This is a genomic window from Reinekea sp. G2M2-21 (assembly GCF_015687175.1).
Lineage (GTDB): Bacteria > Pseudomonadota > Gammaproteobacteria > Pseudomonadales > Natronospirillaceae > Reinekea.
Genome location: NZ_JADPQG010000010.1, coordinates 1 through 21,688, shown reverse-complemented (window position 1 = coordinate 21,688; position 21,688 = coordinate 1). Strand labels below are relative to the sequence as shown.

The 21,688-nt window shown below is 49.8% G+C and carries 15 protein-coding genes; 7 read left to right on the top strand and 8 right to left on the bottom strand.

What is annotated here, in order from left to right:
- Positions 1-16: 16 nt before the first annotated feature.
- The 4 genes from IYN85_RS23395 to IYN85_RS23380 form a co-directional block, all read right to left on the bottom strand.
- Entirely contained in the window at positions 17-868 is an 852-nt protein-coding gene (locus tag IYN85_RS23395) for an ACP S-malonyltransferase (RefSeq protein ID WP_196161394.1), read from the bottom strand.
- A 25-nt stretch (positions 869-893) separates the two neighbouring features.
- Positions 894-1,919 (bottom strand): hypothetical protein, encoded by a 1,026-nt coding sequence (locus IYN85_RS23390; protein ID WP_255533840.1) that lies wholly within the window; start codon positions 1,917-1,919, stop codon positions 894-896.
- A gap of 114 nt (positions 1,920-2,033) precedes the next feature.
- On the bottom strand, positions 2,034-2,894 hold the full coding sequence (locus tag IYN85_RS23385; protein WP_196161392.1) for a cupin-like domain-containing protein: 861 nt from the start codon (positions 2,892-2,894) through the stop codon (positions 2,034-2,036).
- Positions 2,895-3,147: 253 nt separating this feature from the next.
- Positions 3,148-3,897, bottom strand: a complete 750-nt coding sequence (locus IYN85_RS23380; protein ID WP_196161391.1) for a carbonic anhydrase — start codon at positions 3,895-3,897, stop codon at positions 3,148-3,150.
- Between the two features lie 734 nt (positions 3,898-4,631).
- Here IYN85_RS23380 and IYN85_RS23375 point away from each other — a divergent pair.
- Together IYN85_RS23375 and IYN85_RS23370 are read left to right on the top strand one after the other, a co-directional pair.
- On the top strand, positions 4,632-5,153 hold the full coding sequence (locus IYN85_RS23375) for a hypothetical protein (RefSeq protein WP_196161390.1): 522 nt from the start codon (positions 4,632-4,634) through the stop codon (positions 5,151-5,153).
- Positions 5,154-5,298: 145 nt separating this feature from the next.
- Complete coding sequence (locus IYN85_RS23370; protein ID WP_196161389.1) at positions 5,299-7,164, top strand: PhoX family phosphatase; 1,866 nt, start codon at positions 5,299-5,301, stop codon at positions 7,162-7,164.
- Positions 7,165-7,254: 90 nt separating this feature from the next.
- Here IYN85_RS23370 and IYN85_RS23365 read toward each other — a convergent pair whose 3' ends face one another.
- Positions 7,255-8,217 (bottom strand): aldo/keto reductase, encoded by a 963-nt coding sequence (locus IYN85_RS23365; RefSeq protein WP_196161388.1) that lies wholly within the window; start codon positions 8,215-8,217, stop codon positions 7,255-7,257.
- A 181-nt stretch (positions 8,218-8,398) separates the two neighbouring features.
- On the opposite strand from IYN85_RS23365, the gene IYN85_RS23360 reads away from it, so the two are divergent.
- Positions 8,399-9,274 (top strand): AraC family transcriptional regulator, encoded by an 876-nt coding sequence (locus IYN85_RS23360; protein WP_196161387.1) that lies wholly within the window; start codon positions 8,399-8,401, stop codon positions 9,272-9,274.
- Between the two features lie 373 nt (positions 9,275-9,647).
- Positions 9,648-12,755: a glycoside hydrolase family 9 protein gene (locus tag IYN85_RS23355; protein WP_196161386.1), complete on the top strand. Its 3,108-nt coding sequence runs from the start codon at positions 9,648-9,650 to the stop codon at positions 12,753-12,755.
- A gap of 368 nt (positions 12,756-13,123) precedes the next feature.
- Here IYN85_RS23355 and IYN85_RS23350 read toward each other — a convergent pair whose 3' ends face one another.
- The 3 genes from IYN85_RS23350 to IYN85_RS23340 are packed head-to-tail and all read right to left on the bottom strand — an operon-like array spanning position 13,124 to position 15,697.
- Positions 13,124-14,398, bottom strand: a complete 1,275-nt coding sequence (locus IYN85_RS23350) for an FAD-binding oxidoreductase (RefSeq protein WP_196161385.1) — start codon at positions 14,396-14,398, stop codon at positions 13,124-13,126.
- Between the two features lie 22 nt (positions 14,399-14,420).
- Entirely contained in the window at positions 14,421-14,879 is a 459-nt protein-coding gene (locus IYN85_RS23345; RefSeq protein ID WP_196161384.1) for a MarR family winged helix-turn-helix transcriptional regulator, read from the bottom strand.
- Complete coding sequence (locus IYN85_RS23340; RefSeq protein ID WP_196161383.1) at positions 14,861-15,697, bottom strand: SDR family oxidoreductase; 837 nt, start codon at positions 15,695-15,697, stop codon at positions 14,861-14,863. The genes IYN85_RS23345 and IYN85_RS23340 overlap by 19 nt, the downstream gene beginning before the upstream one ends.
- Positions 15,698-16,514: 817 nt before the next feature.
- Between IYN85_RS23340 and IYN85_RS23335 the strand changes: the two genes are divergently transcribed.
- The 3 genes from IYN85_RS23335 to IYN85_RS23325 all read left to right on the top strand — a co-directional run bounded on the left by IYN85_RS23335 (position 16,515) and on the right by IYN85_RS23325 (position 21,502).
- Positions 16,515-17,486 (top strand): LacI family DNA-binding transcriptional regulator, encoded by a 972-nt coding sequence (locus tag IYN85_RS23335; RefSeq protein ID WP_196161382.1) that lies wholly within the window; start codon positions 16,515-16,517, stop codon positions 17,484-17,486.
- A 73-nt stretch (positions 17,487-17,559) separates the two neighbouring features.
- Positions 17,560-19,707 carry a beta-galactosidase gene (locus IYN85_RS23330; protein ID WP_196161381.1) on the top strand — a complete coding sequence of 716 codons (2,148 nt, stop codon included), beginning with the start codon at positions 17,560-17,562 and terminating at the stop codon, positions 19,705-19,707.
- 139 nt (positions 19,708-19,846) lie between these two features.
- Positions 19,847-21,502: an ABC transporter substrate-binding protein gene (locus IYN85_RS23325; RefSeq protein WP_230390945.1), complete on the top strand. Its 1,656-nt coding sequence runs from the start codon at positions 19,847-19,849 to the stop codon at positions 21,500-21,502.
- The last annotated feature ends 186 nt before the right edge of the window (positions 21,503-21,688 follow it).

The following is a 21,688-nucleotide window of genomic DNA, read 5'->3' as shown; positions in this document are numbered from 1 at the left end:
CCTCTTCGAAAAAATGTTAAGCGGTTTCCAACGCGATGTCGGCGAGTAATTTGGTTAAAAATTCGGTATTCCCAACTTCTTGGAATTGGTCAGGCTCAAGTCCAGTGTTCAACAGGTAATTTATCGAGTCGTGCCAACGGACTCGACCAGCAATTTGATTCGCCAAATTCTCTTTTAGATTGAGAGCCGTATAAGGGCTGGCAGTGAAATTGGAAATGACGATTTTTTCTGGCGCATTGAACGTTCTATCCGACAGATAGTCATTGAAAGCAGCAACAGCCGGTTTCATATAGGGTGAATGGAATGCGCCGCTGGTTTTCAGGAGAAAGGCTTTTGTTTTGGTGTTTTTGGTAAGTACGGCCAGCAGTTGGGCAAGCTGTTCTCTGTCCCCTGATACAACGACCTGTGTCGCGGAGTTGGCATTTGCGACGTGAATGTTGTTAAACCCGAATATTTCAATCTGGTTCTGCAGTTCACTTGGGCTTTTTCCCTGCACCACGGCCATGGCACCTTGAGCGCATTGGTGCATCAAGGTCGCACGCTTCTTAACTAACTCAAGTCCAGTGAATAGATCGAAAACGCCTGCATATAGTAGTGCGTTGTATTCACCTAGGCTGTGGCCTATGCAGTAGGGCACATCGGGTGCTTTCTGGAGCGCTGATAAGGCATTGACGAAGTACAGAGCAGGCTGAGTGTAATCTGTGCGGTCTAATAAATTATCGCGATTGTTTAGGCATAGATCGACTAGGTCGAATCCCAATCTTGCGGAAGCTTCTTGTGTTAAATCAGGATACAAGTTAAAAACCTCTTTGCCCATTCCCTTATACTGTGCTCCCTGGCCGGGAAACATTAGCACTTTGGTCGCCATATTTTTTCTTCCTTAAAAAGTAAATTCAGATAATTTCAATTTCGTTTTCAAATCGATTGGTGCAAAGGGAAATCCACTGTTGGGTGACGCTGACTTGCTTTACCGAAAGGTTGTGTTTTCGTATCGCATTTTGTGTGAACAGTTTTACCAGTGGTCCAGGTCCAAAGTCGTAGATGTGACCTTTAGGTAAACTCTTTAGAACAGGGGTTATGGTTTCTTCCCACAGAATTGGTTTTTTACAAACCAAGTTAACGACCTCTTTAGATAAGTCATTGCAAAAAGAAATGTTTTCACCTGAAAAAGATGAAATCAAATTTGCTCTGGGTATATGGAGAGAAAAGTCAAAGCCGATAAACTCACCGTCCTTCTGGAATTTATCGTGAATTCCACTGAGAAGGTCACTGTGGTATGGGACCGTAAAACCCGGATCGATGAATTCAATCGAGCTATATTTTGGTTCCACTGATATCCACTTTCTAAAATGGTCTAGAGATGGACCATAACCAACAACAACACAGAATTGGTCTGCGTTTTTCAAGCCTAAATCAATAGAGGGCGACTCAGGAAAAAGGCCCTTGAACTGATCTATAGCCTGTTTCAGGTCAATTGCCGTTATTTTTGTCAGGCTGAGCATGGGTGCATGACGGATGACGTTAGTCCCTAATATTTTCTGATAGTGCTGTTGGGACCGAAACGTCAGCATGAAAACATATTTAATCATGCTGTCGATGAGATTTTCTAAATTCATACTTGAGGAATAGTGGGTCAGAAATGAAGCACTTATGAGCCCGACGCTGTGACCAAAGATTGCTTTGGATTTCGTTATCAGGTCTTCTAACCCTGAATGCATGATCTCTAATTTATACGCTAGCCATGCGTGGTAGACGACCGTTAAGGTCAGGTCTGAAATGGACCTGGGTAATTGAATGCTTTTGTCATCATGTAACCACTTTTCCAAACATAGCTGTTCATTAGTGTCACTGTTTTCGGGGGCAATGTAACGTTCAATATCACCCAACGCCTGTACGACCTGCTTAAAAAATGAAACCATGTCAGTGTCTTGTTGCATAGATTTAAGCAGTGGCGTGCGGATGTCTACGCCATGAGATCCGAACTGCAACGCGTAATTATGGTTTGGCAGGTTCATGTCTGTCCTTAGAGATATTTAAATTATTTCGTAGTGGCCTGTTTTTAAAGATGGCACGCCAGTGCGCAGGAACTCAGCTCGAGAAGCGATGGCATGATAATTTGAGTTAACCCAAGAGGTATTTTCCTCATCGCGAGCGAATCGACTTCTAAAATTTTTACCGAAGGCCTTTGGATTTAGGAATGAATTTACTGAGATTGAATCAAAGGTTAGCGACTTGGGGGAGTGATAGGCCGCCGACGGAATCACCACGGCATCGCCAGGGTGCAGCTCAATCGTGTAGCTTGGAACTTCACTAAGAAACGGGTGCTTAGTTTTGTTTTCGACGGAAAAAAGATCCAACTCATTGTCGAGTGCGACATAGTGCTTTTGCGATATCTGGTCAGCGTATTGTGGGGGGAATACAGTAATTTGTTTAACGCCTTGGATCTGGAACAGGACATTGTCGAGGGCGTCGTAATGCAGTCCGCCTGATGACATGCCCAACCATAAGTAAGACGCTTGTGTAGCATGCATGTCTGCTACTGGCCCGTAGATGACGTTTTTGAAAAAATATCTGCGCGCATTGACGACACCATAGAAATACGCTCTCTGTGAAGCCGTGGGAAGTCGATTCAGTGAGATGAACTTTTCGAGTTTATTAATAAACGTTTCAGTACTCGACAGGGTTGGTTTGAACACGCCGTCTTCAAACTTGGTGTGTCCGCTGATAGGCACATCTCTATGTTGATTTTTCAATGTATCAAAATTTAGTGCCCTAACGTCGTCAATAAGCAGCTCAGACGCTTTTATGCAGGCAACCTGGCCCGCTTGAAAAGCCTCCAACACTTCGTAACTATCTGATAAATGGGGTGTTTCTAGAGTTATGTGCTCTCTCATTTCTCGATCCTTGATTGGTTTTCGGCCGCCACAACGAGCACAAATGCATCAATGTAAGCGGTTACATAGTTCGTTCAGGCGAGCGCGAAAGCAATGGCCGAATGCTTTTTTTGTGAGGCGTCTCTAAAATGTTCGTGGAAATCGATTGTTGGTTTGGCGAGAGGGAAGTACTAAAGAGTAGCGTATGTCTGACAATATCAAGCCGACTATGTCTATAAACACCACATCCCTGTGTTGTTCAGCTGATCGTTCTTTACTTCAATACGACTCGATCATTCAGTGGCTGAGTGGGTCGACTGTTCGGCTGATGCATGGCCTCTCCCAGTTGGGAAATCTGTTCAGCGGATGCGGTCATCGGTTCTTTCATCACCAACCATTGAACGCCTTCAGTACAAGGAGGTGTTGTCAGGGAACCCGAGAAACGGTAGTAACCGTTATCGGTGTTCAATAGCGTCTTTGCCTCTAAAGCGTGTGAGATCGTTATCGTTGGGTTTGTTTCGTCTGGTACGTTTTTCAATAAATCTGTCAGTGCTACATTTGCATCGCCTTCATGGAAAAATTGCGCAACGACAGCCAAGTTGCCCTCGGCATCGGCGTGAACGAAATGCGCTTCCAACGGGAACGATTGCCCTTCCAGTTTGTTTTCACTGGGGGTATGAAAGTGAAACTGCTTCAGCTCATAGGTTAGTTCTTCAATCACCAGGGTATTCCCGGCAGGGAAATTAACTTGCACCGTATGGCCGTTATTTAGCGCCTCTGTGGCTGCTTTGGTGTACAGAAACGTCAGTTCCGGTAATGCACTCTCAATCGCTGACTCGATGTCAATCGGCGACTGATTTTTCCCTGTTTTACAAGTTTGAAATTCAGGTGACAGTGATCCCCAGTATTCGGGGCCTTCGTGTCCGGCGTAACTCCAGTGTAAGGTATCTTCGGCCGATGAAAATGATGGAAGCAAAGAGATACTTGCACAAGCAAGTGCAATCGGTATGAGTGATTTTTTCATTGTGGTGCCCTTAAAAAATTTTGATGTTTGTTGAAAAGATGTCCGCAAAATCGGATGCATCAAACGGGGTAGGAACTGCTACTGCACAGCGCGTTTGCGAAATCTGGCGACTGCGAAATCTGCGGCGGCAGTGTAACGTCGGATATGACAAATAATGTGATGTCCATCAAGGCGTCGAGGTATGAAAGTAGACCATGTTTGAAGTTGTCGACCGGTTCAATGTCTCGGTATGACCTCGTTGGCAATTTTGTTGGGCATACGTCGTGCGTATGCTGAATCTGTACATCGTAAATTTGTGGCGGTACTCACTTCACTGTACGAAATTGTGGTCTGATTGGTTGCTACCATTAATCACGCAACCTGTTGTTTTTAAATGTATTTTTGGTTTTGATTTGTTCTTTGCATCACTCAGCTGTGATACAGTGCTAACGGTCTTTAGGGCATCTGAGATTACTATTGCAAATCACCTCAGTTCTGTGAGAGCGAGGGATGAGCGAGGCGTATGGTGCAGGAAATGGCGAGTCCTTTTCAAAAAACACAATAATGCTCAGCTATCGATCTGGAGGACCCAAAGGGCGGGGCTGGAATGGCAAATTTCTTTGCTAAGCCTTTTGCCAAGATGCTGAATATTGCCTACTGAATTTGCCTCGACATTTGCGAAGTTCTGCGCTTACTTAGGTAGATAGTTATTATTCAGAATCGCCTTACCACCAAAACAAAAATAAGGTCAGGTTATGGACAGAGATTTAGTCTTCGCTAAAACAGAGCAGGGCAAAGCTGCGATTGCCGAACGGTCACGCGATTTGTCTGCGAAACAGCGACAGCTGTTGATCATGATAGATGGTCGTAAACGACTTCGGGATTTATTTCCGACCTTTGATGAAACGGCCATTGCACGAATTTCGGGTTTATATAACAGTGGGCTTATCAGTGCAGACCAACCGCTGCCGTCATTCGCGGACGCCATGCCTAAACCCGACCCTATCTCGGCACCGACTGCAACGTCTGCTAGCCCGTTACGGGTTTCTTCGATTCCTGTACCGGCAAAGCTGGCAAACCTACGTCGGATTCTGGCCATGTGCAGTCAGCAATATCTTGACGATGAATTGGACATGATGTTGATGGACGTGTTTGATCAACTGCGCGGTCCGGGTGACCTGCAATTTTGTCTGGATCAATGGTTAAGCCGTATGCAAGCCAGTCAGCCGTCGTCGGTTACCGCCATGTATGTCGGTCAGGTTCAAAGTCTGTTGTAAGACAGCTGGTGCATGGTAAAGCTGGCCGGCGCGTTGTGCACCGGCCGCGCCGTCAAACTGTCATCCATTTGTCACAGATCTTTCATATTTCACTCCTAGTATGTGCGCGCCTATAACGACAATACGATGTACCAGGAGATAAACCATGGAAAATGACGCTCACAAGTCCGTTGCCTTCGACGCCCTGTTGAATAATGCAGTATCACGACGAAACTTAATTAAAACTGGTGGCGCGATTGGCGCGTCGGGATTTCTGGCCGGTACGTCTACCTTGGCCAACGCCGTCAGCCAGGCAACGACGCTGATGAGTTTCAAGCAAATCCCTATGAGCACCGCCGATACCGTGTCGTTGCCGGAAGGCTATCGCTATGACGTGTTGGTTGCCTGGGGTGATCCAATTGTGAAAAGCGGAGCCAAGTTCGCTGTCACCAACACGGCCGCTGATCAGAAAACACAATTTGGCGATAACACCGATGGGATGAGCCTGTTTCATCTGCGCAGCGACGACGGAAAACTCGATGAAAACCGTGGCGTGATGGCAGTAAACAGTGAATACATCAACAAAGAATTTATGCACGTGCACAAGGGTGAAAACCTGACCACGGATGACGTGAAAAAAGAAATCGCAGCGCACGGGGTGAACGTCTTCGAAGTATCTAAGAATAAAAAAGGTCAATGGAAAGTTGCGAAAAATGGCAAACTGAATCGACGCTTTCATGGCGATGCTGACGAGTTTGTGATGACCGGCCCTGTCGCAGGGCACGCGTTGTTGAAAACAGCTGCGGATCCGAGTGGTCGCCGTATCATCGGGACCTTCAATAATTGCGGTAATGGCCGTACACCCTGGGATACCTATCTCACCTGTGAAGAAAATTTCAACGGATACTTTGGCGCACCGAAAGGCACCTCACTGAGTAAAGAACAAAAAGCGTACGGCTTATCCGAAACAGGCTTCGACTATAACTGGTGGCCCACCGAAGAACGTTTTAACCTTGCCGAGCATCCCAATGAAGCCAACCGGTTTGGGTGGATTGTGGAGATCGATCCGTTGAATCCTGAATCCAAAGCGATGAAACGATCCGCTCTGGGTCGCTTTAAGCATGAAAATGCGGCGCTGACTTTGTCGGCCGACGGCCATGCGGTTGTCTATATGGGCGATGATGAACGCGGTGAATTTGTCTACAAGTTCGTATCCGATAAAACCTACATCGAAGGTAACCGCGCCCACAACATGACGTTACTGGAAAACGGGACGTTGTACGCGGCAAAATTTAATGACAACGGCAGCGGTGAATGGGTTGAACTGAGCTATGGTAAAAACGGTTTAACCGAAGCCAATGGTTTCGACAGTCAGGAATATATCTTGGTGTATGCGCGATTGGCGGCTCGTTTTGTCGGCGCGACTACCATGGATCGACCGGAGTGGGTTGCGTGTCACCCGTCGTCACCGATGGTGTTCTGTACGTTGACCAACAATAAAAACCGTGGTGTGAAAGACGATCAACCCGTCAACGGAGCGAACCCTCGCGCGAAAAATGATTTCGGTCATATCGTTCGTTGGGTGCCGGAAAACCGCGACCACCTGTCTTCGCGGTTTGGTTGGGATCTGTTTGTGGTGGCGGGTAATCCAACGACGCAAACCGGTGCAATGGCGGGTAGCGATAACGTAAACGCCGACAACATGTTCAACAGCCCAGATGGTTTGGCGTTCGATGCCGACGGCCGTTTGTGGATTCAAACTGATGGTGATTATTCAAACGAAGGCAAATTTGCCGGGCAGGGCAACAATCAGATGCTGTGTGCCGATCCGGTGACCGGGCACATCCGTCGCTTCCTGGTGGGTCCTCGTGGTTGTGAGATTACTGGCAGTGCTTTTGCGAATGATCAACGCACGTTGTTCGTCGGTATTCAGCACCCGAGCGAGACCTGGCCGAATGCGCATAAAGATGGTGTTCCACGCTCTGCGGTCATCGCTATCTCGCGCGAAGATGGTGGCGTTATTGGTACCTAACAAGGTTTTTTAAGACGAAAAAGTGTTCTTGTCATGATCGTGCTTTGATGTGATCTTGGCCATGCGGTTAACCGCATGGCCTTTTTTTGTTTACGCGTAGCGTTCACCATGAATGTCGTCAGTCGACAGTTCGTTGCTCAGCCAGTTCAGTTCTTCTGCGGTCAATTCAACCGTAAGTGCACCGGCGTTTTCCACAAGCCGATTCGGGTTGCGAGTACCGGGAATCGGTATGAATCCCTGATGCGTAATCCAGGCCAATGCAATTTGTGCCGGGGTGCAGGCTTTACGAGATGCCATGGCTTCAATCTCGGCGACAAACTCCAGGTTTTTTGCGAAATTATCTTCCGAGAATCGCGGATTGGTTAACCGCCAATCGTCTGCGGCCAAATCGTTTCGCGACTTAATCGCCCCGGTTAAGAAACCACGCCCCAGCGGACTGTACGTGACCAACCCAATCCCGAGCTCTTGCAGCGCCGGTAATACGCCTGCGCCCAAATCTCTTGTCCACAGCGAATACTCGCCTTGCAGCGCGGTAATCGGATGAACCTTATGTGCACGGCGAATAATATCTTCACTGGCTTCCGATAAACCGATGTGGCGGATCTTACCTTCGGTGACCAGGTCGGCCAGTGTGCCTACAACCTCTTCAATCGGCACGTTCGGATCGACTCGGTGCTGGTAATACAAGTCGATGGTCTCCGTCTGCAAACGGCGTAAGCTGCCTTCACAGGATTGTCGAATTTGGGCGGGGGTGCTGTTGAACCCGAGCCAGGTACCATCGGTTTCACGCGTGACGCCAAATTTGGTGGCCAATGTCAGTTTATTGCGCTCGATGCCCAGAGCTTTAATGCGGTCACCGAGCAATTGTTCATTGGTGAAAGGGCCGTACATTTCCGCGCTGTCCCAAAACGTAATGCCTTGTTCAACGGCGGCGAGTAGGGTGGCGTCCACATCTTCCGGACGTTTGTGGCCGTAAAAGTCGGACATGCCCATACAGCCCAACCCCATGGCTGAGACCTCTAAGCCCTGTTGACCCAGTTTAACTGTTTTCATGTGCTTCCCTCTTCGTTGAGTTGACCTGATCGATAACACAGCCATTATTCACGCCAAGCCGGTCATCCCGTTAGCCCGTAACTCGCGCCGACTTGCCTAATCCTCCGGAATTCACTAAGCGGACTCAACATGCCGTGTAAAACCAGCGATACTGACCACAACAGAATGTGCGGAGCCCCCATTGAACTTAGCAACGATAGCAGAATTGGTCGATTCGATGGTGCAGGCCGAAGGGATGTCGCAGAACCTCCTGCCTTTTACCAGCCTGTATCGCGTGACCGAACCGCAGCCATTAACCCCATTGGTGTACGACCCGAGTATTTATTTTGTGGTGCAGGGTGAGAAGGAAGCCTGGTTGCGTGAGCAACGCTTTGTGTACAACGAGTTCCAGTACCTGGTGTTGACGGTGCCGTTACCATTGCGATGCCGAGTTTTTAATGCCCAGCCCGCCAAACCATTTTTAGCGATCCGGTTGGATATCGATCTGACCATTCTGGCGGAGCTGGTCAATCAACTGCCTGCGCACTCGATGCAGGCGGATCAGAGTGACAGCGGTATTTTTGTCTCTGAATCCAATGAAGCGTTAGCGGGCAGCATTCATCGGTTGATCTCCACCGCGCAACAGCCCGAGCAGGCAGCGGTGCTGGCACCGATGTATTACCGTGAAATTCTGTTTCATCTGCTGCAAGGGACGCAGGCACATCTGCTGCGCAATTTTGTGACGCAGGATCGTCACAACAACCGTATCGCTCAGGTGGTGCATTACATTCACCGCCATTACAATCACGCGCTGAAAGTGGAAGAACTGGCTGACATAGCGGCCATGAGTCCATCGACCTTTCACGAACACTTTAAAAACGTAACGCATTTGTCGCCCTTGCAGTACGTCAAAAATATCCGTTTGCATCACGCCAAACATCAGATTTTTATCGAGCAATTGCCGGTAAACGAGGCGGCTTTTAATGTCGGGTATGAGAGTCCTTCTCAATTCAGTCGCGAATATAAGCGGTTGTTTGGCCTGTCACCGGTTCAGCATTTGCGCCAGTCTGTAATCTAATATGGAATAATTTTTTTGCAGGTTTTGGTGCTGGCTAGCAGGCCCTGAAAAATGACGTATTTTTTAAAATATCCCTATTTATCAATAACTTATCGTTATCTCTAGGTCGATTTTATGGACGCCATTGAAGCGCATTAACGCCCCCCAGCAAACTTAAAAATTATAAAAAGCTTGAAATTGGCGGAACCTGCCGCTAAGTTTCTGAGGGTGATGATGAACCGGATTGCTCATAGGCAAAGACAACAATAAAACGGTCACATCATGGGAAATGCCGGTAACAGGTATTTTTTAAACGCTTGATTTGTTATCGATAACAGTTCTAAGCCAGCTGTTATGTCTTCGGAAACAACAATAATTACTAACGGAGTTTACTATGATTCTGCATAACCTGACCGCGGCCGTTTTTCGGGCCAAAGCAGTCAACCGATTCGCAGCGCAAACCTGGCTCGAGTCTCAAACACAAGTAAAACGCGCTCTGGGTATCGCGGCAATCACGCTGATTTCCGCTCAGGTGGCCGCGGTGGAAGGGAACCCTCGAGTCAATCAATTGGGCTATTTGCCGGGCAGCAATAAAATCGCAACCTACGCCAGCAGCTCGAACTCACCGCTGAACTGGCGCCTTGAGAAAAGCGGCCAGACGATAGCCAGTGGCACAACAACGCCAAAGGGGTTCGATTCTGCCTCTGGTGAAAGCGTCCATCAGATTGATTTCACTTCTGTAGATGTTATCGATAACAGTTTGAGGCTTGTCGTGGGTGGCGATCAGAGTTACCCCTTCGATATTGCCCCCAGTGTATTCACCGGTGTAGCGTACGATTCGATTAAATACTTTTATCACAACCGCAGCGGCATAGAGATTCGTACCGAGTTTACCGGTGGCGGATTGGGCTCTTTCGGCAACGATGCGAAATGGGCACGACCGGCTGGTCACCTGAATCAAGGTGTGAATCAAGGTGATTTTGGGGTGCCTTGCTGGCCAGGAACCTGCAACTACTCGCTGGATGTCCCCTATGGTTGGTATGACGCTGGCGATCACGGTAAGTATGTGGTGAATGGTGGTATCTCAGTGTTTAAATTGGCCAACATGTATGAAACCGCGCTGCATTTACGCAGCACCGAGGCACGGTTTGCCGATGGTACTTTGAATATCCCGGAAAGCGGTAATGGCGTGCCCGACATTCTCGACGAAATCCGTTGGCAGATGCGTTTTATGCTGGCGATGCAAGTGCCCGATGGTCGCGACAAAGCTGGCATGGTGCATCATAAAATGCACGACGCAACGTGGACGGGCATACCTCTGTATCCACACCAAGATGACCGACCTCGTTATCTGGTTCCACCGTCCACAGCGGCCACGTTGAATCTGGCTGCCACCGGGGCGCAATGCGCGCGTTTGTGGCGGGAGATTGATCCAGCCTTCGCTAACCAATGTGAAACTGCTGCCATAAAAGCCTGGGATGCAGCCAAACAGCACAGCAATATCACCCTGCCAGACACACCTTATAACAGCGGCGGCGGGTCCTATGGCGACACCTCATTAGCTGACGAGTTTTTCTGGGCAGCCGCGGAGTTATACATCACCACAAGTGACGCCAAGTACTTGGGTGATATTAACATCGGTGCCATAGGCGTTTCCGACTACAGCTGGCAACAGGTACAACTGGCGGGTGTTATGTCGCTGGCGACAGTACCGACACCGCACACGGACAACTTGCGAGCGCAGGCCCGGCAAAAGTTGATTGATATTGCGAATCAGCGTTTGTCGGTGGTCCGTGGTGAGGGGTACTTAACGCCCATCACGTCCAGTGAGTATGTCTGGGGTTCTAACAATATGATTGCCAATGTGCTGACCATCTTGGGCATCGCCTATGACCTCACCGGAAATAACGAATACGCACAGGCGGTGGGTTACGGCGTGAATTATCTGTTTGGTCAGAACCCGCTGTCGAACTCCTACATCACCTGGCACGGTGAAAAAACCACGCAACAACCTCATCATCGAGTGTGGGCCGGTGCCAAAGACGGCGCTTTTCCCTGGGCCATACCCGGCGCCTTTTCGGGTGGTCCAAACGTTGGGTTGGAAGATGATCTCTCACGTAACGCTCTCGATGGTTGCCAGAGCCGACCGCAAACCTGTTATATCGATGATATTGGCGCATGGTCGACCAACGAAATCACCATTAACTGGAACAGCGCATTAGCTTGGGTGCTGGCGTTCTATGATGACTATGCACAGGCAGACAGTGGCGACCCGACGGTAGAGTTAACGTCGCCGTTTGCGGGGCAGAACTTTCTGCCCGGCGAGGTTGTGACGGCGTCGGCATCGGCTCAGGACGCTGACGGTTTTGTGCAGTCCGTCAGTTTTGCGTTGAACGGTGTCAGCGTCGCGACGGATACCACAGAGCCCTATTCTGTAGAGCTGACTTCTCTGGCTGATGGTGCCTACAGTTTAGTGGCCGAAGTAACCGATAACGATGGCAAGCGAGCGGTATCAACGGCGGTGCCCTTTTCCGTAGGTGACGTGATCAACCTGCCACCGGAAGCCTCGTTTACTGTCTCGGTCAATCATTTATCGGCCTCCTTTGATGCGTCTGCCTCGCGTGATGCCGATGGCGAAATCACACAATACCTGTGGCGTTTCGGTGATGGACAAACCGCCAGTGGCGTGCAAGTCACCCATGAATACGACACAGCGGACCAGTTCAACGTCGAATTGGAAGTGGTGGATAACCAGGGCGCCAATGATTTTGCGGATGCTGTGATTACTACAACCGTTCCACCGGTGGTTTCCCTGAGTTGTTCGATAGCGAGTTTCGACATCTGGAACAACGGAGCCATTGTGCGTGATGTTAAGGTCACCAATATTTCGCAACACACAGTGAATGGTTGGCAGGTTGTGTTGAAGTCGTCCAGCCAAGTGGGGGCGGTCGATGCATGGGGCGCAACCGTTACCGGCAGTGGTCAGCAATTGACCGCCAGTAATACCCAAAGCCTGGCGCCAGGTGCGTCCGCGGTGTTCACCGCTCAGATTTCGCACGATGGCCAGTTCACCGGCATGACCTGTGACACCGGTGATGGCGGTTCAAGCAATAAGCTGGATGCCTTTATTGAAGCAGAGAGTTTTACGCTGATGCAGGGCGTACAAACCGAAAACACATCGGACGTGGGTGGTGGTTTGAATGTTGGCTGGATCGACACCTTCGACTGGATGATTTTCCCGGTTCTGAACGTGCCAGAAACCGGAAGTTATATTGTGGAGTACCGCGTTGCCAGCCCTAATTCGGGTGGCAAAATTCAATTGGAAGCGCGCGGTGGCAATTCTGTTTTTGGACAAATTGACGTGCCAAATACCGGTAACTGGCAAGCTTGGCAAACGATATCGCATACGGTGACGTTGCCAGCAGGGCCGGTTGAAATTGCCATTGCGGCACAAGCCGGTGGTTTCAACATCAACTGGTTCCGTATTCGCTCTGCGGACTAAGTTGATTTGAAAGCAAAGGTGCACGGGGCTGGGTTACCTCGTGCGCCTTTTACAAACCTAGGGCAACTCTGATTAATACGAATCACCTCAGTCCTATCAGATCGAAGGATGAGCGAGGCGTGTGTTGCAGGGAATGGCGAGTCCTTTTCAAAACACACAACAAAGCTCCCTCATCGATCTGAAGGACCCGGAGGGCGGGGCTGAAATGGCAAATTTCGTTGTTAAGTCCTTTGCCAAGATAATGAATATTGCCTGCAGAACTTGCCTCGAATTTTGCGCATTTCTTCACCCGCTGAGGTAGAGAGCAATTATTCAGAGGTGCCCTAGCAGGAGAAATGCTTTTACTCTGTCCCCTCAGCCGGTGTTATTTACTGACGTGTATTGCCGAATCGAGCAAATGAAAAGGGCTCTGTATCGATTGCGGTGTCCATTCCCAGAATAATCTGGCTCATTAACTCACCGGTGGCAGCGCTTTGCGTCATCCCCAAATGGCCGTGACCAAACGCCATGGTTAACCCTTGTATTCTGGGGTGCCGACCGATGATGGGCTTGGAGTCGGGCAGTGACGGCCGGAAACCCAGCCATTGGGTTTTTATGGTGCGATCGAGCTTTGGCAGCAATGCCGTTAACAGTTTGTGCTTGCGCTGAATCATTCGATAATCAGCGGGCGCATCCAGCCCGGCCAACTCTTCGCCGGTGGTCATACGCAATCCTTCCAACATGGGCGACACCACAATCTGTTTTTCAACATGCATGATCGGTCGCGTAAGCGTATCGCAACCCGGCATCATGATGTGGTAACCCCGTTCCGTTTCCAGTGGAACATTGTCGCCCACGGTGGCCAGCAAGCGCTGCGAAAACGCTCCTGCGCACAGGGACACTTGTGTTGCCGCCAGTGATTGGTGCTGCATGTGAATGGTCAAACCTTCTTGTGTTTTCTGTAATGCCTGCACGTTTTCTTGCCGGAATTCACCCCCTCGTTCCCGGATCACCTCAGCCAGCCGCTGGATAACATGGTGTGGTTGGCGCAAGAACAGAGAGTCCTTCTGCCAGAATCCGTGTTGGATTGCAGGGCCGATTTCTGGTTCCAAATCGCGGACCTCGTGTCCGGTTAAGGCCTGCCAACCAAGCCCGGCGGAGTCGAGTAATGGTGTCTGTTTCAATTGCGCTTGGAATGCCGCATCGGATTCAAACAACTTTATCCAGCCGGTGGCTTCCACCAGATCGGATAGCTGCAGCGTCTGGCGGGCGGACTGCCAGCAGGTTTTGGAATGATTATTCAGCGCTAAGATGGCCGACGCATTCGCATCGGCTTTGTCACGACGGGATTCCTTCAAGAATGCCCACAACCAGGGTGACAGGGTGGGTAAATACCGCCACCGGATTTTCAGCGCAGAATTTGGCTTGAGTAAGCCCTGAAGTCCCTGCTGCCACGCGCCAGGTTCCGCGATTGGGCGGAATGAGGCAAAAGACAGTACGCCTGCGTTCCCGTAGGAGGTTTGGTTCCTGTCTCCCGGCAGTACCCGGTCAATAAGCAACACCTTTTTGCCCGCTTGCTGCAAATGCCACGCGGTCATTAATCCGATAATCCCGGCTCCGATAATGACATGCTGATGGGTGTGAACTGGTGTGCTGGTGCCCATAGTTGGCTCCTAGTGTCGATCGTTAATCGGTAAAAGTGCTGGTCTTTGTCGTATTGTTCACATCGTTTTGCGCCATGCCATTGTAGACTTTTAATTCCGCGTACAGGGATTGAGGGATCATCTGTTCAAGTTGATCTTCAATTCGCAGCAGTACCGAGCTGATTTGCCCAATGAGTGCGCGACCGTGCGGCGTCAAACTCACATACCGGTTTTTTAGATTGGTATCACCGTATCGAACGGCAACCAAATCTTTTAATTCCAATGATTGAATGCTCCGTGTTGCCGCGGCTTTGTCGATGTCCAGTTGCCGGGCTAACCTAGCCAATGTCATCGAGCTTTCCTGTGCGAGTACGAGAAGCGTGGCGTGCTGACCGGCACGCAAACCCAGCGCGCGCATTTCACGGTCCAGTGACCGGTTGAGTGCTTTATAAAGCCTGGCGATCGACACAGAAGTCAGATCAGTCACATGTTTGGATTCCATAGCGGTGCGTGCTCCTTAATGAACTCTTCCAGAGTGCGAGGGGATCGGCCCAGCAAATGAACCATGTCTTGAGAATTTCCACTGGCTTTGCCTAAGCGTGCCATCGTAAAAATCAAACCCGTTATCACCGCGTAGCCGAGCGGATGCCCCTTTTTCCTTGTGCGAATAATATAAGGTAACAAACCGGGTTTTCGATAATGGATTGGCCTGCCCAGTGCCTGCGTCAGGAGTTCGGCAACCGTATCGTATGTATAACTGATGTTACCCGTTAATGTAAATGCCCGATTGCGCAGAGCTGAGTCAGTCAAGCACTTGACCGCGCTTTCCGCAATATCGCGCGCGTCGATGAAATTTGTCTGGCCGCGACCGGCGGGGACGAGTATTTCGTCATGGCCTCGAATGTCTGCGCGTTGTTGCATGGTGAGATTCTGCATAAAGAAACTGGGTCTCAGAAAAACAAACGGTATACCTAGTTCGACAATACGCTTTTCGATTTTTGCGTGTGGTGTCACAGCGATAGTGTCCGCCCCCTGCAACGATAGAAACACGATTTTTTGGATACCCTGATCGCGGCAAGCCGTCAGAAAAGGCAGCATATCTCGCCCTGGGTTGGCCAAAGCCGGTGGGCGTACAAGGAAAACGGTCGTGATGCCCTTCAGCGCATGGTGAAACGATTCGGGCTTCAGAAAATCCAACCATCGCGTTTGTGGATCATCCCTTTTCCTGGAGCTGGCTTTAAGAAAAGGCTGGTTCTGTAGACAAAGTAAGTCGCACACATAACCGCCGACATTGCCTGTCGCACCGGTAATTAGCAGCATGGCTATTTAACCTCACGTCAATGTTTTTGAAGACAGCACGTTAGCTCTATCGCAGTCAGGAATATAGTTGATATATCAATTAAATGGCCGATTTCGCCACGTTAATCGAAAGTAACTTGCTGGCAGGGTGAGGTGGGAATGGTTGCGTGTAGCGGTTTGTAAGGTGCTGAAGCAGCGGCACCGTTACTTTCGCGACAGCCATGGTTATCTATGATTCCTTTTTATAAATAGTTCAAACTCACCAATTGAAACCCATTGCCGACATCGGCGTAAATAACCATTCCGTCGCATCTGCTTTGGCTGACTAAATTGACACTTCGCAACGGATTCAAGGGCATGGATGCCCTTGTAAGCGCCGCGCGTGCAAGGATGCACGCTCAAGCGACCGTTCGAAGTCAGTGGCAATTAAGGAAGAGCACCAAAGCGGGCGACAAAAGGGGGTTCAAGGGGATCGCCCCTTGGAAAGAAAACTACAACCCATGAACACGCTCGTGAATCATCACCGCTAAAACATATCGACCATCACAATGAATATCGACATTTGCGTAAATAACCATTCCGTCGCTTCACTTCTGGTGAAGGCCTGCTCAGTCCTTGAAGTAAAAACCTTTCATTGACACTCAGTCACGAAACAATTTTAACCAAATACGCTTAAGGCAACGCTGATTAATTCAAATCACCTCAGTCCTATCAGATCAAAGGATGAGCGAACCCTATGTTCTGCAAGCAAGAGAAATCTTTGCGCTTGTCTGCCAAAACCATTAACTTTATTGATTCAGATCTTGTTAATTGTTATCGATAACATTAAGATGCCCGCATGAGTACAATCTACGACGTTGCAAAAATGGCCGAAGTCTCGGCAATGACCGTTTCGCGCGTGCTGAATAACCCGGATAAGGTCAGCCCGAAAGCGCGTAAACGCATTGAAGAGGCTATCGAAAAGCTGGGTTACAAACGTAACCAGGCGGCTCGTGCCTTGGTGGCCAAGTCGACCGGGCTGGTGAAAATCGTGCTGTCTGAGCGGCAAACCGCGCAGGATCCTTATTTTATGACCTTGTTTGCAGGCATCAGTGATGTACTCAGTGAAAACACCATTGCTCAGTTGGTTCTGCACGACATGGCTCCACACCTGAAGTGCGACGGGATGATCATCATGGGGTTGCGGGAAGGCCAGGCGTTGGATCTCAAAGTGGGCGAATATCCCTCCCCAGTGGTTTTGTTTGGTAAGGGCTATGACGATGTAGACTGGGTCGATGTGGATAACGTTAATGGCGTTTATACGGCGACCAAACATCTGCTCGATCTGGGTCACTTGGAGATTGCCTTTTTCCGCTACGACTCCGACGAACCCTACGTAAAAGAACGTGAAGACGGCTACCGCAAAGCGATGGCCGAAGCAGGTATCCAGGTGAAGCCCGAGTGGGTGGTGACAGACATGGAAAATGATTCCGTCACCTCCAAAGCCAGAGCGCTGCGTGTACTGCGTACCACGAATGTCACCGGTATTGTTTGTGCGTCAGACATCGTCGCATTGGGGGTAACTCAGGCCGCGAAAGAGTTGAATATCAGTGTGCCCAATCAGTTGTCCGTTGTTGGTTTCGACGGTGTTGGTGTCGATATGATGGCCGACCCACGACTGACTACGGTGAAACAACCGGTGTTTGAGATTGGTCGACGTTTGGCGCAATTGTTGGTCCAGCGGATTAAGCAAAAACAACAGAATTATCAGGCAGTGCAAGAGTTAATTCCCACGGAGTTAATCGTTCGGGACAGCACCGCCAAAAAATAAAAATTTTTGTGATGGTTTGTTATCGATAACAAAAATATCAACAACAGAATCCTAAAGTTTGGAGTTTCAGCGTATGAGTCAGCAGGCAAACTGCACCATTGAAAACGGCGTGTTTTACATCGACGGTAACCCGATGATGTTTCTGTCTGCCGACTATCCCTACTATCGTGACCACGTTGATAACTGGCGCGATCGTATCCTGTCATTAAAAGCCATGGGCTGTAATGTCATTACCTTTTATGTTCCCTGGCGACATCATCAAACCGGTGAAAAACAATACGATTTTACCGGAGAGGTTCGGCCCAATAAAAATGTCATTCTGTTTCTGCAGCTCGTGCATGAGTTGGGTCTGTATGCCGTGGTGAAACCGGGGCCATTTATTCACGCCGAAACAGATTTCGGTGGGTTACCTGACAATGTCAATGCCGATGTCATCGGTGAAGCCTGGTGTAATGCTCAAGGCGAGGCTGTGGTATGGCATAACCCACTGCCCGCGCCGATGAACCCAACATTTCGCGATTTGAGCGAGCATTGGTTCCGCGCGGTAAATCGCGAGGTGGTGGAGCCGCTTTTGTATCCCGCCGGTCCAATCATTGCCTTGCAGGTACTGAATGAAGGCATGTATTCCGATGGGCAACATTCCCCGGTCAGTTACGATTTTTCCGCCAGCAGTCTGCACTTCTATCAGGAAAAACTGCAGGAGAAGTTTGGCTCAACGTCCGCGCTGAACGATATTTTTGGGCAGAATTGGTCGGATTTTTCTGAGCTGCCACTGCCGCGTGACTTAACCTTCGACAAGGTTGACGACAAGCGTGATCTCATTCCGCTCATGCTGTGGTCCGAAAATCAGAACGTGCACCAAGGCGAACTTTATCAACGCTTCAGTGACACGCTGGCGAAGCAGGTGCCGCATCTGTACAACATTAACCCTCCGTTGGCGGACACGCGAGGGTACGATTTTTGGCTAACCCGGGTTGTGCCAGAGACCATGCCCATTCATTACGGTTTCACCAATTGGATCGGTGTGGTCAGTCATGATGAAACCGCGTTTTTACGTTACCTGTTGTTGGTGAAGCGTGCGCGCGGCATTAACCTCGAAGAAAACTGGGGCTTCTCCAAACTGTACGATTGGCGTTACCGCTATCACCACATTCCGTTTTACCAAACGGTCTTGGCGATGGCGCTTGGCGCTACCGGGTTCAATGTGTACACCGGTGTGTCGACGGATCAATGGGATGATGGCATCGACACCATGCAGCAGAAGCCTTACCCCGATTGCTCGCCAATTACCGAGAACGGTGAACAAACAGCGAAGTCTGCGCTATTAACCCGCCTGAATGCGTTTCTGCAAACCTATCAGCAGTTGGCACTGTTGGGTAAAGCCGATCGTCAGCCCGCCTTTGGTCTTTATTTGCCGTACAGTTACGTGGCCTGTTACTCCCAGGAAGCCAGTGACTACAACAAGCTTGGCGAAAAACCCTTGCGCAGTGGCTTCAAAGCGTTAGAAGCCTATATGCAATCGCAGTTGGCAGCGAACCGCGATTTCACTATCGCCAATATCGAAACAGATCCGGTTGAGGCGTTATTAGCGCACCAAAATCTGACCGTCGTTGGCGGTTTCTTTATGGCCGACGCGGTGCAGAAAAAGCTGATCGAATATGTGGAGCTGGGTGGTCAACTGGTTTGGTTGGGTGAACTGCCAACCGTTGATCAGTGGATGCAACCGTGCACCGTCTTGGCGGATCGCATCACCGATCGGCAACGGATGTCGCGCACGCACATGGGGTTGGGGCAGCTTATCTATACCCCGGAAAACCCGTTCGAGATCGGCGGAATTTCCAACAGTTTTAATCAGTTGATGCAGTCGTTACTACCAGAACCTTCGGTGATCTGTGACAGCGCTTACCTGTTTCAGTACCAACACAACGGCAAGCAATTACTGTATGTGTTGTCGTTTACCTCAGTCAGCATGACCCACACCGTCATGGTAAAAGGTCAGCCATTGCAGGTGCATTTACCGGCGAAAGGTTGCGCCATGATTGTGTTGGACGGTTCGCGCATCGACGGTGCGTTTATCAAAGGGATAAACGATTACGATCGTTCCGAAGTGGCGCCAGCGCTGACGTGGGCAGGGCGCTCAGTACAAGCCGACAGCCACGGCGATCTGCTGTATCTCAACGGTGAGCTTCAGGTGTGGAACTACCGGTTGGAGACTAACTAAAATTTTCAAAAAATGTTATCGATAGCATTCGAGTTCGCATGGATGCTATCGGAAACACAGATCGAACCTTGCGGACAGGGCTCGATCCAAATGTCCGTCAGGACTATTCATAGAAACTATAAAAACAACAGAGGTATATATGAAGAAACTAACCAGCGTCATCGCCATGACAGCCCTCGCATCCGGCGTAGCGATGCAAGCACAAGCTGCTGCAAAACACGAACAGGGGGGGACGTTAACAGTACCTATTATCACCCAAACCTTTATTGAAGATTTCAATCCGCTGAATACAGTTCAGCTCGACCTTGTGCGTGGCACCATGTACGAACCTCTGTGGTTTGTGAACACCATGCAGGGCAATATTGACTGGCGCCTGGCCGAAAGCTTCAGCTATGGCGATGATAAAAAATCAATGACCATTGTCTTGAAGAAAGGCTTAACCTGGTCTGACGGTGAGGCCATCGATGCGGATGACTTGGCCTACACCCTCAACCTGGGCAATGGTAACGCAGAACTGGATTCGACCGGTCAATGGTCCAACGGTGTTATCAAGAGCGTCGAGAAAGTGGGCAGTCACACAGTAAAACTGAACTTCAGTGAAGCGAACACCACCGTCGACTGGTACCTGTCTGAAGTGATGATTGTGCCTGAACATGTGTTTTCAAAAGTGAAAGACATTATCACGTTCGCTAACACCAACCCGGTGGGTTCCGGACCGATTACCGAAGTTAAAACCATGCGCAGTAACCAGGTCGAAATCTGCCGTAACCCGAACTACTACAAGGCTGCTGAAGGTCTGCCGTATCTGGACTGCATTAAGTTTCGTCAGTACTCCGACAACTCTCAGATTCAGCCGGCGTTGATGGCGGATGAGATCGACTGGGGTTCTAACTTCGTGGCCGATATCGACAAAACTTATGTCGCACCCAGCCCAGACACCCACGGTTACTGGTACCCAGCGAACGACGCCTGGAACCTGTATCTGAACACGCGCAAGCAACCGTTCAGCGACGTCAACTTCCGTAAAGCCTTCTCCATGGCGATCGACCGCGACACCATCGTTGACTTGGCGACGTACGGTTACGCCACCGCAGAGAATACGGTTGTGGGTATCGGCCAGTACTTCAAACCCTACTTCAACGACAAGATCAACAAAAAGTATGCGCACTTAGCGAAGTACGATCCAAAAGAAGCGAAGAAAATCCTCAAGAAAGCTGGCTATAAAGATGTCGACGGTGACGGCTACCTGGAAAACCCAGATGGCTCTAAGATCGATTTCAAGATTGACATCGTGAACGGCTGGACCGACGTGGTACAAGCGGTGCAGATGACCACCGAATACTTGGCGGAAATCGGCATCAAAGCGTCAACCCATTCCGTGGAATGGTCTGCGTATGACTCTGCGTTGAAAGACGGCACCTACGATGTTTCCTTCAACTGGTCAGCCACCAACGGCATCAACCCGATTCAAGGTTACCGTGAATACTACCACCCAGCCCGTGTGGGTCAGATCTGGCACGCCGGTCACGGCATGGCGTCTGAAAAACTCGGCAAGCTGGTGGATGAGTATGGTCGTATCGATGACGAACAGCGCCGCACAGAAATCCTCGACGAGCTGATGATTTTCACCGCTGAAAATCTGCCGTTCATTGAAGTTATGTCTAACGCCACCTGGTTCCAGTACAACACCACTCGTGTTGATGGGTTCCCAACGGCAGAAAACCCTTATGTGCGTCCTGTGTTCTATGCAACAGGAACTAAACTGAAGGTCTTCGAAAACCTGTACGCGAAGTAGCGTCGCAACAGGGCACCCGCTGCTCGGTGGCGGGTGCTTGGGAAACGCAGCGAGTCAATTCGTTGTGCGGAACCTCCGCGCAGCGGTAACCCGATGTTCGGGCTGATTCGAGTCGTGTTTGTTTTACCCACGCAGCCGTCCTGCGGGTAAACGAAACACGATTAAACGCATACTTGAGGAGTTAGT

Excerpts from the sequence above, each read along its gene's own strand:
- IYN85_RS23395 (WP_196161394.1), bottom strand. The coding sequence starts at position 868 with ATGGCGACCAAAGTGCTAATGTTTCCCGGCCAGGGAGCACAGTATAAG.
- IYN85_RS23365 (WP_196161388.1), bottom strand. The coding sequence starts at position 8,217 with ATGAAAACAGTTAAACTGGGTCAACAGGGCTTAGAGGTCTCAGCCATG.
- IYN85_RS23355 (WP_196161386.1), top strand. The coding sequence starts at position 9,648 with ATGATTCTGCATAACCTGACCGCGGCCGTTTTTCGGGCCAAAGCAGTC.
- IYN85_RS23390 (WP_255533840.1), bottom strand. The coding sequence starts at position 1,919 with ATGGTTTCATTTTTTAAGCAGGTCGTACAGGCGTTGGGTGATATTGAA.
- IYN85_RS23350 (WP_196161385.1), bottom strand. The coding sequence starts at position 14,398 with ATGGGCACCAGCACACCAGTTCACACCCATCAGCATGTCATTATCGGA.
- IYN85_RS23340 (WP_196161383.1), bottom strand. The coding sequence starts at position 15,697 with ATGCTGCTAATTACCGGTGCGACAGGCAATGTCGGCGGTTATGTGTGC.
- IYN85_RS23385 (WP_196161392.1), bottom strand. The coding sequence starts at position 2,894 with ATGAGAGAGCACATAACTCTAGAAACACCCCATTTATCAGATAGTTAC.
- IYN85_RS23380 (WP_196161391.1), bottom strand. The coding sequence starts at position 3,897 with ATGAAAAAATCACTCATACCGATTGCACTTGCTTGTGCAAGTATCTCT.
- IYN85_RS23345 (WP_196161384.1), bottom strand. The coding sequence starts at position 14,879 with ATGGAATCCAAACATGTGACTGATCTGACTTCTGTGTCGATCGCCAGG.
- IYN85_RS23370 (WP_196161389.1), top strand. The coding sequence starts at position 5,299 with ATGGAAAATGACGCTCACAAGTCCGTTGCCTTCGACGCCCTGTTGAAT.
- IYN85_RS23330 (WP_196161381.1), top strand. The coding sequence starts at position 17,560 with ATGAGTCAGCAGGCAAACTGCACCATTGAAAACGGCGTGTTTTACATC.
- IYN85_RS23375 (WP_196161390.1), top strand. The coding sequence starts at position 4,632 with ATGGACAGAGATTTAGTCTTCGCTAAAACAGAGCAGGGCAAAGCTGCG.
- IYN85_RS23335 (WP_196161382.1), top strand. The coding sequence starts at position 16,515 with ATGAGTACAATCTACGACGTTGCAAAAATGGCCGAAGTCTCGGCAATG.
- IYN85_RS23325 (WP_230390945.1), top strand. The coding sequence starts at position 19,847 with ATGAAGAAACTAACCAGCGTCATCGCCATGACAGCCCTCGCATCCGGC.